Genomic DNA, 14,257 nt, shown 5'->3' on the forward strand with positions numbered 1-14,257 from the left:
GTGGAGCACGCATCATGGCCAAAGGTCTGAATTCCAAGAAAGCTGACAAGAAGAAACCGGCAAAGACCGCCGATGAAAAACGCGCCGAGAAAAAGGCCAAGAAAACCGACAGCAATCTGTTCGGTCATTAAGTTCTAAGCTAAGCACCAAACGATCTGCAAGATTTCCCCGCCTCATTGCACAGAGCAGGATGAAGCCGACTTTTTCGTCGGCCACGCCTGCCCTGAGCTGCCGATGTCCAACTACCTTGATGAAACCCACAGCTTTGAAATCGAAGCCCTGGCCCAGACGTTTACCGCCCGTACCGAGTGGCCGACCTGGCTGCTGTTGATCGGCGTGTACGGCGGCTGGTTTGCCGTGATCCTCGCCAGCCACTGGCTTGGCCGGTGGCTGAGTACTGCACTGTTGATTCCGCTCGTGGCGCTGTGGATGTCCCTGCAACACGAACTCCTGCACGGCCATCCCACCCGTTTCAATGCCCTGAACAAACTCCTCGGCTACGCGCCGTTTGCCGTCTGGTACCCCTACACCCTGTACCGCAACTGCCACCTGGTGCACCACAACGACGAAGACCTGACGGTGCCCGGTGTCGACCCGGAAAGCCGCTACCTGAATCAATTGCAGTGGTCAGCGAGCTCACCCTTTGAGCGCACCCTGCATTGGCTGACCAAGACCGTGCTCGGGCGCTTCCTGCTGGGCTCGCCGCTGGCGCTGTGGAAGCTGGCACGCAACGAATTCAGGCGCCTGCGCCAGGGCCAGCGCCAGGCCTGGCTGATGTGGCTGAGCCATGGTGCCGTGACCGCGCTGATGCTGGCCTTCATCGCCCACTACAGCGTGCTGCCGGTGTGGCACTACGTGGCGCTGGTCAGCGTGCCGGCCTTGTCGGTGGCGGCGATCCGTTCCTACTATGAACACCGTCCGCACCCGCAACCGGAACAGCGCACGGTGCTCAATGAAGCCGCTTGGCCGTGGACCTGGTTGTTCCTCAATAACAACCTGCACCTGGTACATCACGACTTGCCGAAGCTGCCGTGGTACTTGCTGCCCACCGTCTACCGCGCGCGCCGCGAACAATGGGTGGCGCGCAGCGGCGGGTTTCTGGTGCAGGGTTACGGCCAGTTGATCGGCCGGCACGGGCTCAAGGCCATCGACAGCCCACGGCATCCCTTTGCTTGAGAGACGACCATGAGTGACCGCTACGCCGAACTGCTGATGTACGTGGCGCCGCAAGAGGTGCAACAGGCCAATGAGCGTTGGCTTTCGCGCATCCTGGAACGCCTGGGCGTGACCCGTCGCAACGCCGAGCATCTTGACCTGCGCAGCCTGTGGCGTGCCCCCGAACTGCTGCTGACGCAAACCTGCGGCTACCCGCTGATGACCGAGCTGCGCGGGCAAGTCCAGGTGATTGGCCGCCCGCGCTACGAACTGCCCCACAGCAGCGGCGGCCAGCATTGCAGCCTGCTGCTGACCGGCGACGACAACCCACGCAGCGCCTTGGCCGACTTCTACAACAGCCGCGGCGTGATCAACGGCCATGACTCCAACAGCGGCATGAACCTGCTGCGCGAACGCCTGGCGCCGTTGCAGCAGGGCGGTCGGTTCTTTGCCGAAGTCGGCATCAGCGGCGCCCATCGTGAAAGCCTGCGCTGGCTGCTGGAAGACCGTGCTGACCTGGCCGCCATCGACAGCGTGACCTTCGATTACCTCGCGCACTTTGCGCCGCAGGAAGTGGCCGGATTGCGGATCGTCACCCGCAGTGCGCCCAGCCCGACATTGCCATACATCACCGCGTTGGGCTCAAGTGAACACCTGCGGGAAGCCATGAACCTGGCCTTGCAGGACCTGCCCGACGTGGTGCAAACCCTCGGCGTACGCGAAGTGCTACCCGCCTCCGAAGCCGATTACCAAGTGCTGCTGGATTACCGGCAACAGGCCGAAGCCCTGGGTTATCCACGCCTCCAATGATCGTTCCCACGCTCCGCGTGGGAACGCATCCTGTGACGCTCTGCGTCACGATTTCAAAGCAGACGCAGAGCGTCCAAGGCGGCATTCCCACGCAGAGCGTGAGAACTATCGGTTATATAAAAATACCTTTTTAATATTATTAAAGAATAACCGGCCTTGCTAGGATCGCTCCACCGGAACACCGGACATAACGCGCAACCTACTTAGATGGAGCCACTATGTCCGGCGCCGACACTTCTCACCGCGACTACGTGGGCGGATTATTCCGCACTCATTACGACTGGCTGTGCAGCCGTTTGCACCGCCACCTCGATTCTCGTGCCCACGCCGAAGACATCGCCGCCGACACCTTCGTCCAGCTTCTCAGCTCCCCGGGCGTGGCGCCGATTCGCCAGCCTCGCGCCTTGCTCACCACCATCGCTCAACGCCTGATGTACCAGCTGTGGCGCCGTCGAGACCTGGAGCGCGTTTACCTCGACGCCCTCGATCAGGACGAAGCGTCACCCGCGCCATCCCCGGAAGACCTCGCGCAAATGCTCGAAGCCCTGCAGGCCATCGACCAGTTGCTCGACGGCTTGCCGGCCAAGGTCAAGGCGACCTTTCTGCTGTCGCAACTCAACGGCCTGACCTACCCGCAAATCGCAGCTGAACTGGGTATTTCCCCGCGTTCGGTCAGCAACTACATGAGCCGTTTGCGCCAGACCCCGGGCCAGCAATACAGGTACCTGCCGCCGACGGCGCCTTTACTGCACGCGGCTCAGTGATGACTTTTAAACCACCTACCGATCGTTCCCACGCTCCGCGTGGGAATGCAGCCTGGGGCGCTCTGCGCCCCAAAGCGTGACGCGGAGCGTCACAAGAGGCATTCCCACGCAGAGCGTGGGAACGATCATCTCCAAGAGGCTACTCATGAGAACACTCAAAAACCTGCTCGGTGGCTCGCTAATGGCGCTGACCGTTCTGGCACAGTCCGCCACAGCCGCCGAACCTGCCAAACCGATCCACTTCGGTGACATCACCTGGGAAAGCGGCAGCCTCATCACCGAAGTGCTGCGCCTGATCGTCGAGAAAGGCTACGGCCTGCCCACCGACACCTTGCCCGGCAGCACCGTGAGCCTGGAAGCTGCCCTGGCCAAGGACGATATCCAGGTGATCGGCGAAGAGTGGGCCGGGCGCAGTCCGGCGTGGGTCAAGGCCGAAAGCGAAGGTAAAGTGTTCGGCCTGGGCGACACCGTCAAAGGCGCCACCGAAGGCTGGTGGGTACCGGAATACGTGATCAAGGGCGACGCCGAACGCGGCATCAAGCCCCTGGCCCCGGAGCTTAAATCCGTGGCCGACCTGGCCCGCTACAAAGACGTGTTCCGCGACCCTGAAGACCCCACCCGCGGGCGCTTCCTCAACAGCCCCACCGGCTGGACCTCGGAGATCGTCAACAGCCAGAAACTCAAGGCTTACGGCCTGACCGACACCTTCGTCAACTTCCGCACCGGCTCTGGTGCGGCGCTGGATGCCGAGGTCGCTTCGTCGATCCGACGCGGCAAGCCGGTGCTGTTCTACTACTGGTCACCGACGCCACTGTTGGGGCGCTTCAAGCTGATCAAACTGGAAGAGCCACCGTTCAACGCCGAAGCCTGGAAGACCCTGGCCGACGCCAACAACCCGCACCCCATCGGCACCCGCTCGATGCCGGCGCACCTGGCGATTGGCGTGTCGGCGCCGTTCAAGGCGCAGTACCCGCAACTGGTGACGTTCTTTGAAAAGGTCGACCTGCCGATTGACCTGCTCAACGGCATCCTCGCGCAAATGGCCGAGAAACGCACCGCGCCGCGCCAAGTGGCCGAAGCGTTCCTGAAAGAACAACCGCAGGTCTGGCAGCAATGGGTACCGGCCGACGTCGCAGCCAAGGTCAAGGAGAGTCTCTGATGCGCAAACTCATCGCAGCCACCCTGTTGGCGCTGTGCGCCGGGCCTCTGCTGGCGGCAGACCCGGCCACCCTGCGCGTCGGCTACCAGAAAAGCTCGGTGAGCATGGTGCTCGCCCGTGAGCATCACCTGTTCGAGCAAGGGTTGCCGGGCACCAAGGTCGAGTGGATCGAATTCCTCGGCGGCCCGCCGCTGATCGAAGCCTTGAACGGCGGCAGCATCGACATCGGCAATATCGGCGACATCCCGCCGATCTTCGCCCAGGCCGCCGGGATCGACATTCGCTATATCGGCGTCGAACCCAATGACGGCCGCACCGAAGCCATCCTGCTGCCCAAGGACAGCACTGTGCAAAGTGTCGCCGAACTCAAGGGCAAGCGCGTGGCGCTGCTCAAGGGCTCCAGCGCCCACAACCTGTTCCTCAAAAGCCTGCTGCGTGCCGGCTTGCAGTGGAAGGACGTGAACGTGGTGTACCTGTCGCCCTCCGACGGCCGTGCCGCGTTTGAACAAGGCAAGGTCGACGCCTGGGTCGTGTGGGACCCGTACTACTCGGCGGCGGTGGTGGATGGTTCGGCGAAGGTGTTGGGGGATGGCCAGGGGCTGAACCCCGCGGGCAGTTTCTTCATCGCCAGCGGCCCGTTTGCCAAGCAGTATCCCCAGGCGATTGCCGCGATTCTCAAGGTGTTTGCCCAGGCGCAGCGGTTGTCTTTGGACCAGCATGACGAAAGCGTCGCGCTGATGGCCAAGACACTGGGCTTGCAGCCGGCGGTGGTAGAAAGCTACTTCAAGCACCGCTCGCCGACGCCGAGCCGGCCACTGAACGCAACGGACATCGCCACCCAACAAGGCACGGCCGACGCGTTTTTTGCCAATGGCCTGATCCCGAAAAAGGTCGATGTGCAGCAAGTGGTGTTCAAGGCCCCGTAACCCTCGTGGCAACCAACTATCCCAAGTGGCAAGGGGGCTTTTGTGGCGAGGGGGCTTGTCCCCCGTTGGGCTGCGAAGCAGCCCTGAAACCTGCCAACCCGCTCTGACTGAAACAACTCGGCGATCTTATTGGGGCCGCTTCGCGACCCAACGGGGGACAAGCCCCCTCGCCACAAAGAGTAAGCCATGCAACCGATCTGCATCGACTTCCTCAACGCCATTGAATCCAGTGTTGCCATCCGGGTCAGTGGATGTGTTGGCCCTACCTGTAAAACAATGAAGATCAAATGTGGGAGCATTTCAGGTCATGAATTTTCAGCGGCCAACGCAGCAATCACTGCCGGCCGCTCGCCCACCCGCTGCTGAAACTTCGCCAACGCCGGCCACTGCTGCAAGTCGATATCAAACAACCCCGCCCAGCGCAGCACCACAAACAGGTACGCATCCGCCACCGAGTACTGCGCGCCCAGCAGGTAGTCCTGACGCTCCAGGGTCTGCACCAGAATCGCGAACCGCTTGAACAGCGTGGCCTTGAACAGCGCCTTCACTTCATCCGGAATCGCGTCCTTGAACAACACCCCCAGCCCGCCATGAATCTCGCTGGAGACAAAGTTCAGCCACTCCTGCAAACGCACCCGCTCCCAACTGCCATTGGCCGGCGCCAGGCCTGCCGCAGGTACCCGGTCGGCCAGGTATTGCAGGATCGCGGCACCTTCGGTCAGCACCTCGCCGTCGTCCAGTTGCAGCGCCGCCACGTAGCCCTTGGGGTTGATCTGCAGGAAATCATCACCGTCAGCGGTGAGCTTTTTCTGGTTGTCGACGCGAATCAATTCAAACGGCAGGGCCAGTTCCCGCAGCACGATATGGGACGCGAGGGAACAGGCATTCGGGGAAAAATACAGCTTCATCGGGGCAACTCCGCAGGACAGTTGCCTTCAGTCTCGCGGGCATGGCACCTTGCGTAAAATTAATCTTTCAGAATCCTGCCATAAGGACAGCTACTGCCATGATGAACCTGATGCACTGGCGCCTGCTGGTGGCCGTGGCGGACAACGGCAGTATCACTGCGGCCTCCGAGCGGGTGGGCATGACTCAGTCCGCCGCCAGCCAGGCCATGGCAGCCATGGAGGCCAACCTCGGTGCGCAACTGTTTGTGCGTGAGGCGCGCCAGACTGTGCCCACCGCCTTGGGCGTGCAAGTGATCGAGCAGGCGCGGGTGATGCTGGGGGCCTTGCAGGCGATTCGTACCACGGTGGACGAAGCGCGGCCCATGCTGCGCGGGACGATTCGCATCGCGAGTTTCCCCATGGTGCTGGCGGTGTTCCTGCCGCCGCTGTTGCGGCGGTTCAACCAGCTATACCCGGGCATCGACGTCACGGCCCTGGAGGTGACCGACGATGAAGTGAACACCTTGCTTGACGCGAATCTGATCGACCTGGGGGTGGTACTCAACCCGCCATCCGAGCGCAATGCTGCGGTGCTGGGGCGCGACAACTGGGTGGCCGTGTTGCCGATGGCACACGCGTTTTCCCGGCGCCCGGCGCAGGCAACCGTGACGCTGGAAGAATTGGTGGAGCAACCCTTTGTGCTTGCCACCGGCGGCTGCACCGTCAATGCCCGCAGCCTGGCGCAGGAAGCCGGTCTGACATTGCGCGAGGTACGGGTGGAAGTGCGGGAATGGAACAGCGCCTTCAGCCTGGTGCGCGAAGGTGTCGGCGTCACCCTGGTACCCGAGATGACCCTGCCCGCGCAGCGCCAAGGCTTGCGCATCATGCCGCTGGCGGAGCCGGTGCATCGCGAGTTTGCCTTGGTGACCTCACGCCACCAACCGCCTTCCGCAGCCGTTAATGCCTTGTTGCAAATGCTGGCTGACTAGTGGCCTTGCATAGCGCCAACGCCTGTCTATGCTCACCCAGAACCGTTGATGACGCTCGGCATATAAAGCGTTTTGGATAGGTTCCCCGATAAAGGTCTGCGATCAAGATTCAAACCGTGAATGGAATGCGCCCCCGTGGGCGTCGGGAAAATAAAGGGTGATCCACCATGTTCAACCGCCAACACAAATCCGACCTGCTGGAAATCGAACGTTTCGCCTGTGCCCTTACCGAAGCCAAAGCCAAATTGGCCGCCATCAGCCGTTCCATGGCAATGATCGAGTTTGACCGCAACGGCATCGTGCTGGATGCCAATGAAAACTTCTGCAAGACCATGGGCTACAGCGCCGAAGAAATTCGCGGCCAGCATCACCGGATTTTCTGCGAAGAGGCCTACACCCACACCGATGCCTACGCCAAGCTCTGGTACGACCTGGCGCGGGGGGAACCTCTCAGCGGCACGTTCATGCGGTTGAATAAACATGGCCAGGAAGTGTGGCTGGAGGCCAGTTACATGCCGGTGCTCGGTGCCGATAACCAGGTACAGAGCGTGATCAAGGTCGCCTCGGATATCTCGGCGCGAATCCACCACGAGCATGAAAACCAGAGCCTGATCGACGCCATCGGCCGCTCCATGGCGGTGATCGAATTCACCCCGCAAGGCCAGATTCTGAATGCCAACGACAACTTCCTGAAGACGGTGAAGTATTCCCTCGGTGAAATCGTGGGCCAGCACCACAGTATGTTCTGCCATCGCGGTGAGACCGATTCGCCGGCCTATAAAGCCTTCTGGGCCTCGCTCAATCGCGGCGAATATCACTCCCATCGGTTTGAGCGCAAAGACAAATTCGGCCAGACGCTGTTCCTGGAAGCCTCCTACAACCCGATCTTCGATGCCAGCGGGCGCCTGTACAAAGTGGTGAAGTTCGCCAGTGACATCACCGACCAGGTCACCACCTTGCGCACCGCCGCCGACTCGGCCCACGCCACCTCGGTGCAGAACGATGCCTGCGCCCGCAAGGGGTCGGAAGTGGTGCAGCAGACCGTGCAGATCATCGAAGAAATCTCTCGCGACCTAAACGAAGCCGCCGTGAGCATCGATGCGGTGAGCAAGCAGTCGGACATCATCGGCAGCATCGTCCAGACCATCCGCGGCATCGCCGACCAGACCAACCTGCTGGCGCTCAACGCCGCGATTGAAGCGGCCCGAGCGGGTGAACATGGGCGCGGCTTTGCAGTGGTGGCAGATGAAGTGCGCAGCCTTGCAGCACGTACCAGCCAGGCGACAATCGAGATTGTGGATGTGGTGCGCAAGAACCACGACCTGTCGATCAGCGCGGTGTCGAGCATGCAGTCGAGCTTGAGCCGCACGGGGCTTGGGGTGGAGTTGGCGAACGAGGCGGGGCACGTGATCCTGGAGATTCAAGAAGGGTCACGGCATGTGGTGGATGCGATCAGTCAGTTCAACTCGACACTGCAACTGCAGTAACAGATCGTTCCCACGCTCAGCGTGGGAATGCATTCGGTGACGCTCTGCGTCACGACTTCAAGAGCGGACGCAGAGCGTCTTGGGCTGCATTCCCACGCGGAGCGTGGGAACGATCATTGCGCGTGGCTTAGATCGCAGCCAAGGTTTCTTTCACCGTCTGCGCCTGCGGGTCAGCGGTTTTCGCCGCTACCTGCTGCGCCTGCTGGTCCTTCAGGCGCGCGGCGACTTCCTTGGAAATGGCGTCCTGCTTTTCCTGCGGCAGGTTCTTCACATCTTCTTCGGTCAAACCCTGTTCCTTGAGCAGTTGCTCGCGGATGCGCTCGGCCGGGCTTTTCTTCATGTAGTCGGTGAAGTCACTGCGGGCCGACGTGGTGGAGTCGGTCTTGGGCACATCGGTGCTCGACGTGGCCGCGGTGGTGGCCTGCAACTGCACGCGGGTCTTGGCAAAGGCTGCGTCGATGTTGTCAGCCTTGGCATCGGCGGCGGCCTGGGTGGTGGACACGCCGGCGGCACCGGCACCCTGCGCGTTTTGTGCAGCACCGCTGTACAGCGCGCTGGCGGCAGCGTTGGCCGGGTCCATGTCTGCGCGCTTGATGCGTTGGATCGTCGACTGAGCCTGGGGATTGTTGTTGATCAGCATGATCAGGACACCTGTGGATGTGGGCGGTGCCACAGGAGGAGCAATTAGCGTGCCCAGTGGTGTGGTCCCGTGTTTACGGGGCCTTGGGCCGCCACCGTCGGCAAGCGTTGGCGTGCCGACGGCCAGTGTTTGCCGCTAGTGGGCAATGTTCTCCAGCGCCAGGTTGCGGGTGCGCGGGCCGAACCAACTGATGGTGATCATCACGATCAACATGCTGCTGGCGATAAACGCCAACACGCCGGGCGTGCCGAGGTGTTCGAGAATCACGCCGATCAACAAGCTGCTGAACACCGTCGACAACCGGCTGAACGAATAGCAGAACCCCACCGCCCGGGCGCGGATATTGGTGGGGAACAGTTCGCTCTGGTAGGAGTGATAACTGAAGCTCAGCCAGGCGTTACAGAAGGTGATCATCACCCCGCAGATCACCAGCCCCACGGCGGTGGTTTGCAGCGCGAACAAACTGCCGAAGATCACCGCCCCCAGGGCCGAGCCGACAATCTGCCATTTGTTCTCAAAGCGGTTCGCCACCTTCACAAACAGCAGCGGCCCCAGCGGGTAGGCGAGGGTGATGATGAAGGCATAACCCAGGCTGTGAGTGACGCTCACGCCCTGGCCCGAGAGCAGCGCCGGCAGCCAGTTGCCGAAACCAAAAAAGCCGATGGCCTGGAACACATGAAACACAATCAGCATCAACGCCCGGCGCCGGTACGGCGGTTGCCAGATATCAGCAAAGCGCCCTTGGCCCTGCACACTCACGGCTTCCGGTTCCGGTTCGTCCAGCGGCTTGCCGTGGTCTTTCTGGCAGCGCGCTTCGAGGCTGTCCATGATCTGCCCGGCTTCGTCGAAGCGGCCTTTTTGCGCGAGCCAGCGTGGTGACTCCGGCAGGCGCTTGCGCAGTTGCCAGATAAACAGCGCAAACACCGCACTGCTCAGCACCACCCAGCGCCAGCCGGAGATCCCGAACGGCGCCTGGGGCACCAGCCACCACGACATCAAGGCCACCGCCGGCACCGACAGGAACTGGATGAAAAACGCAAAGGCGAACGCCGAACTGCGCATGCGCTTGGGCACCAGTTCCGAGAGGTAGGCGTCGATGGTCACCAGTTCGATGCCCAGGCCGATGCCCACCAGGAAGCGCATGCAGATGATGCCCAGGGCGGAGGTCTGGATGCCCATCAACACGGTGGCAACGGTGTACCAGATCAACGCAAAGGTGAAGATCGCCCGGCGCCCGTAGCGGTCGGCAATCGGGCTGAGCAGGCTGGCGCCGAGGAACAGGCCGAGGAAGGTCGCCGAGGCAAAGGCCGCCTGGTCGGAAAAGCCGAACACGCCCTGGCTGCCGGTGTGGAAAATCCCGTCGCTGATCAGACCTGGGCTGATATAGGCAGTCTGGAACAAGTCATACAGTTCGAAAAAGCCGCCAATCGATAGCAGCGCCACCAGGCGCCAGACGGTGGCGACGGCAGGCAGGCGATCAATGCGCGCGCTGATGTGGGCGGCGCGGATCGGGTCGATGCCGTCTGCAAGAGAGGGTGAAGACATGGGCAGAAGACTCAGTAAGTGATCGGGATCTCGAATTCCTGGAACGCATCATCCACCGGTTGGTAACCCAGCACACGGGTTGTTTCGCTGAGGTCCAGGCGTTTGAAGCGGTTATTGGAAATGCCATGGGCGATCAGGTGTTTCACCCCTTCGGTTTCCACCGAGCGTTGCAGCAGTTGCACGGCGTCGCGCGGGCTGAGCCAGGCGCTGAGGTCGCGGGCGTTGTTCAGGTCGTGGGTTTCGGGGAATTCAAACGCACCGATGCGCAGGGCGATGGTGGAGAGCGGGGTTTTGGCGGCGTAAAAACCGCACAGGGCTTCGCCGTAGCATTTGCTCACGCCGTACAGGTTGGCGGGCAATACGGGCATGCCCGGAGTGATCTGCCGGTCTACCGAGTAGCCTTCGATGGTCTGGGCACTGCTGGCGAACACCAGGCGCTTCACACCCGCGGCCACGGCGGCTTCGAACAGGTAGGTGGTGGCCAGGATATTGTTGGGCAGCAACTCGTCGAAGGTCGCGCTGGCGTGGGGGATGCCTGACAGATGGACGATCACGTCAATCCCGTCGAGCAGGGCGGCGAGGGCGGTTTTGTCGCTCAGGTCGGCGTGGATGAAACGGTGCTCGCCGAGGGCGAAATCCGGCTCGATGCGGTCGGTGAGGGTGAAGCGGTAGCGGTCTTTCGAGGCTTGGAAAAACGTCTTGCCGATGCGGCCGCAGGCGCCGGTGAGTAGTACGTTGAGTCCGTTCATTGTGTAGTCCTTGTTTTTAGTTGTGGCCGTCGAGGGCGAAGGTGTTGAAGCCGGGGCGTTGGCTGAGGGTTTCGTAGTAGGCGCTGACCGCCGGGTAGGACGGACGCTCCATGGGCGTAATCCGCCAGCGGTGTACCGACAGGCCGATGAGGATGTCGGCCAGTGTGAAGTCTTTACCGGCGACGTAGGCACCGGTTTTGATCAGTTGCTCTTCGAGCAGGCCCATCTTGTCGTTCCAGGCCTTTACCGCGGCGGCGATGGCTGGCGCGTCCAGGCCGTCCGGGTTGTTGCGCACCAGGGCGGTAAACGCAGCACCCCAGGAACGGTTGAGTTCGATGGCTTGCCAGTCTATCCATTGCTCGACTCTGGCCCGGGCTGCCGGCTCGGTGGGCAACAGATCGTGGCGTTGGTGCAGGCTCACGAGATAGCGGCAGATGGTGTTGGATTCCCACAGCACGCCGTTGTCGTCGATGAGTACCGGGACTTGAGCGTTGGGGTTCAGGGCCAGGAATTCGGCGGACTGGGTGGAGGCGAAGCCGATACCCCAGTCTTCGCGGTCGTAGGAGATGCCTAGTTCCTGGCAGGTCCACAGGACTTTTCGCACGTTGATGGAAGAAGTGCGACCGAGGATTTTCAGCGAATGGCCCATGGTGCTTTCCTGACGAGGGTGAGAAGGCAGGGGGCAATTTAGCAGGGGGCAGAAGGCACGGCGAGGTTGTTAAGTGGGCAGAATCAAAAATGTGGGAGCGGGCTTGCTCGCGAAAGCGGTGTATCAGTGATGGAACGGTCCGCTGACACACCGCATTCGCGAGCAAGCCCGCTCCCACAGTTTGACCGCGTGCGGTCTGTCAGATCAGTGGTGATTCCTGGTCCATCAGTTTGCCCATCAGCAGTACGCCCAACTCACTCAACTGGTGAATCGCCAATGCGGTGTCGCGGTCTTTGCCGGTGAGTTCATCAGACAGGTCGAGCAATAATGTGCTGACCGAGGAAAACGTCTCGTAGCTGTTGGCGATCAGGCTTTCGCTGCTGGCGTTGGGGCTGACGGTGAATAAGGCGGGAGGATTTGGAGTTGCTTTGAACATAGTAAGTGCCCTGTATTAGGCCACCCCCATATCGCTACTAAACAAAAAGGAGGCAGCTGCGCGCAGGTTAGTAGACCGGTGGACACTCATAGCCGGCGCACCCGAGGGTGCCCTACGCACAGCCGCCATCAAGCACAGACAAAATCGTCTGACAGATGAAGCTCATGCACTAAGAGTGAACCAGTTCGGGCTACTAAACCCGATCACTGAGAAATTCAGCGACCGGGCAACCTTAGAGAGCCCTACCCAGGCGCACAAGCCGGCGGATTCTGACGTACCTGTAGGTAACGGAGCAAGGCGCTGCCATCAACACCAGCCACTTCCTACAGCTACCGCCTGTATGCGTTCGCGCAGTGTCAACTCAAACCGGTTTGGTTTGTACATTCCTCATGAATGCCTTTGGTAAAGAAATTGAAGTCGCCGGCAAACTTCCTAGGTAAGCCGTTCCCCACGCCAGTAAAGTCGAAAGTTCCGGTTATATGTCCAGGTATTGTAATAATTTTGGCGTCGTATTTGCCTGACACTGAATCCCAGAAGACCGGCTTATTATCGGGCCCGTTCATGTAATAGGCGGCGCCGTCAGCGTTGAATTCGCCCGAAAATGAACCTTCCTTGGCAGGCAGGAGAAGCACCATAAGCTGAACTCTTCCTAATCCATCAACATACCGGCCCGAAAACTGCAGATCGCCCTTGCCATAAGAAAACTCGATGCTGGTAGCTTCGAAAGGTCCATCTACGGATTGGCTAACATTAAATATTCCCCTTGCGGGCGCTACGTTATTTCTTTCATGTGTCATGGTCGAGATGCTCCATCTAACGTGCAATTTGCTATCTCTTTTTGCTGGATAGTTGCTTGATTAGAGGAGCCCCTCACAGGTTTGTATACTGTCAGAAGTTACAGTGGATTTTCATGCTCGCAGGGGCTAGCGTAGAACGTTTTACCGGTGGCCCCCCGTGAGTCTCTCCTTACTGGACCGGTCTAGGTACTCTCACGCACCTTCAACTCAAACCCCATGTCCACCACCGGTCGGGCGATCTTGTTGCCGGCCATCACCGTCAGCAGATGTTCAGCGGCGCGTCGGCCAATGGCTTCCCGTGGCGTACTGATGCTGCTCAAACGCGGCACCATGAACGAGGAAGACGGCAGGTCATTGAAGCCCAGCACCGAGATCTGCTCCGGTACCTTGATGCCATGGCGCAACGCTTCCAGCAGCGCACCTTGAGCCAGGTCGTCATTACCAAAGAAGATGGCGTCCACATCCGGATGGCTGGCCAGCAACTGCAAGAACAACTCGCCACCCAGGCCAACCGACGATGGGCGTGGCGTCAGCACTTCCAGCGCCGGGTCATACAAGCCGGCCTGTTGCAGGGCGCGCCGAAAACCCTCACCGCGCAACAATGTGCGCTGGTCCAGTTGCGCGCCAATGTAGGCCAGGCGCTTGCGACCCCGTGAGATCAAATGCGCCGCCGCCGTTTCCCCGGCGTTCAACTGCGAGAATCCTACGCAGTTCAGGCCGGCGCCCGGGTCCAGGTCCATCATGTACACACACGGCACATTGCTCGATTCCACCAAGCGCCGGGCACTTTCCGTACGGTCAAACCCGGTCAGCAGCAAACCCCGTGGCTGGTAGGCCATGTAGTTGCGCAGCAGGTCTTCTTCTTCATCGCGGGAATAGTGGGTGTTGCCGATCAGCACTTCAAAGCCCTTGGGTCGCAGCACCTGGTGGATGGCTTCGAGGGTTTCGATAAACAGCAGGTTGGACAGTGACGGCACCAACACCACCACCGACTGGCTCTGGGCAGATGCCAGGGCACGGGCGGCCGGGTTGACCACGTAGCTCAGTTCGGCAGCGGCTTTTTGCACTTTTTCCACCAGTTCGGTGGCCACGGTGCTGATGCCGCGCAAGGCCCGGGAGGCGGTAATCGGGCTGACGCCAGCCAGGCGGGCCACTTCATTCAGGGTAGGGCGGCCCGTGGTGCGGGTATTTTTATCGTTCTTGGGAGTCATCAGGCGGCTTGCCAAACAAAAATCGAGGCACTAAGGTAGCGCTGTCTCCAAGA

General features: G+C 60.8%; 14 protein-coding genes and 2 pseudogenes. 8 read left to right on the plus strand and 8 right to left on the minus strand.

Annotation, left to right across the window (positions count from 1 at the left end):
- Positions 1-234: 234 nt before the first annotated feature.
- The 5 genes from ACUN0G_RS20545 to ACUN0G_RS20565 all read left to right on the plus strand — a co-directional run bounded on the left by ACUN0G_RS20545 (position 235) and on the right by ACUN0G_RS20565 (position 4,814).
- Entirely contained in the window at positions 235-1,176 is a 942-nt protein-coding gene (locus ACUN0G_RS20545) for a fatty acid desaturase (RefSeq protein ID WP_445574132.1), read from the plus strand.
- Between the two features lie 9 nt (positions 1,177-1,185).
- Positions 1,186-1,965, plus strand: a complete 780-nt coding sequence (locus tag ACUN0G_RS20550) for a phosphate/phosphite/phosphonate ABC transporter substrate-binding protein (RefSeq protein WP_445574133.1) — start codon at positions 1,186-1,188, stop codon at positions 1,963-1,965.
- Positions 1,966-2,183: 218 nt separating this feature from the next.
- Positions 2,184-2,729 carry a sigma-70 family RNA polymerase sigma factor gene (locus tag ACUN0G_RS20555; protein WP_445574134.1) on the plus strand — a complete coding sequence of 182 codons (546 nt, stop codon included), beginning with the start codon at positions 2,184-2,186 and terminating at the stop codon, positions 2,727-2,729.
- A gap of 145 nt (positions 2,730-2,874) precedes the next feature.
- A complete protein-coding gene (locus ACUN0G_RS20560) occupies positions 2,875-3,888 on the plus strand; it encodes an ABC transporter substrate-binding protein (protein ID WP_445574135.1) in 1,014 nt (337 codons plus the stop codon).
- Entirely contained in the window at positions 3,888-4,814 is a 927-nt protein-coding gene (locus tag ACUN0G_RS20565) for an aliphatic sulfonate ABC transporter substrate-binding protein (protein WP_421552772.1), read from the plus strand. The genes ACUN0G_RS20560 and ACUN0G_RS20565 overlap by 1 nt, the downstream gene beginning before the upstream one ends.
- A gap of 305 nt (positions 4,815-5,119) precedes the next feature.
- On the opposite strand, the gene gstA is transcribed toward ACUN0G_RS20565, so the two are convergent.
- On the minus strand, positions 5,120-5,722 hold the full coding sequence (gene gstA, locus ACUN0G_RS20570) for a glutathione transferase GstA (RefSeq protein WP_445574136.1): 603 nt from the start codon (positions 5,720-5,722) through the stop codon (positions 5,120-5,122).
- A 98-nt stretch (positions 5,723-5,820) separates the two neighbouring features.
- Here gstA and ACUN0G_RS20575 point away from each other — a divergent pair, with 98 nt between their 5' ends.
- The 3 genes and pseudogenes from ACUN0G_RS20575 to ACUN0G_RS20585 all read left to right on the plus strand — a co-directional run.
- Entirely contained in the window at positions 5,821-6,690 is an 870-nt protein-coding gene (locus ACUN0G_RS20575) for a LysR substrate-binding domain-containing protein (protein WP_445574137.1), read from the plus strand.
- Positions 6,691-6,962: 272 nt separating this feature from the next.
- Positions 6,963-7,586: pseudogene (locus tag ACUN0G_RS20580) on the plus strand (PAS domain-containing protein); the annotation flags it as partial.
- Between the two features lie 165 nt (positions 7,587-7,751).
- Positions 7,752-8,177: pseudogene (locus ACUN0G_RS20585) on the plus strand (methyl-accepting chemotaxis protein); the annotation flags it as partial.
- 127 nt (positions 8,178-8,304) lie between these two features.
- Here ACUN0G_RS20585 and ACUN0G_RS20590 read toward each other — a convergent pair.
- The 7 genes from ACUN0G_RS20590 to ACUN0G_RS20620 all read right to left on the minus strand — a co-directional run bounded on the left by ACUN0G_RS20590 (position 8,305) and on the right by ACUN0G_RS20620 (position 14,207).
- Positions 8,305-8,817, minus strand: coding sequence for a hypothetical protein (locus tag ACUN0G_RS20590; protein ID WP_445574138.1), 513 nt, complete (start codon positions 8,815-8,817; stop codon positions 8,305-8,307).
- 135 nt (positions 8,818-8,952) lie between these two features.
- Complete coding sequence (locus tag ACUN0G_RS20595) at positions 8,953-10,362, minus strand: MFS transporter (protein ID WP_445574139.1); 1,410 nt, start codon at positions 10,360-10,362, stop codon at positions 8,953-8,955.
- 11 nt (positions 10,363-10,373) lie between these two features.
- Positions 10,374-11,111 (minus strand): NAD-dependent epimerase/dehydratase family protein, encoded by a 738-nt coding sequence (locus ACUN0G_RS20600; protein ID WP_445574140.1) that lies wholly within the window; start codon positions 11,109-11,111, stop codon positions 10,374-10,376.
- Positions 11,112-11,127: 16 nt separating this feature from the next.
- Positions 11,128-11,760: a glutathione S-transferase family protein gene (locus ACUN0G_RS20605; protein WP_445574141.1), complete on the minus strand. Its 633-nt coding sequence runs from the start codon at positions 11,758-11,760 to the stop codon at positions 11,128-11,130.
- A 199-nt stretch (positions 11,761-11,959) separates the two neighbouring features.
- A complete protein-coding gene (locus tag ACUN0G_RS20610; protein ID WP_258347323.1) occupies positions 11,960-12,196 on the minus strand; it encodes a DUF6124 family protein in 237 nt (78 codons plus the stop codon).
- 356 nt (positions 12,197-12,552) lie between these two features.
- Positions 12,553-12,993: a hypothetical protein gene (locus tag ACUN0G_RS20615; protein WP_445574142.1), complete on the minus strand. Its 441-nt coding sequence runs from the start codon at positions 12,991-12,993 to the stop codon at positions 12,553-12,555.
- A 182-nt stretch (positions 12,994-13,175) separates the two neighbouring features.
- The gene (locus tag ACUN0G_RS20620) at positions 13,176-14,207 is read right to left on the minus strand and encodes a LacI family DNA-binding transcriptional regulator (protein ID WP_445575578.1); all 1,032 of its coding nucleotides are present in this window, start codon (positions 14,205-14,207) and stop codon (positions 13,176-13,178) included.
- Positions 14,208-14,257: the final 50 nt, after the last annotated feature.

This window comes from Pseudomonas sp. 32A (assembly GCF_052682255.1).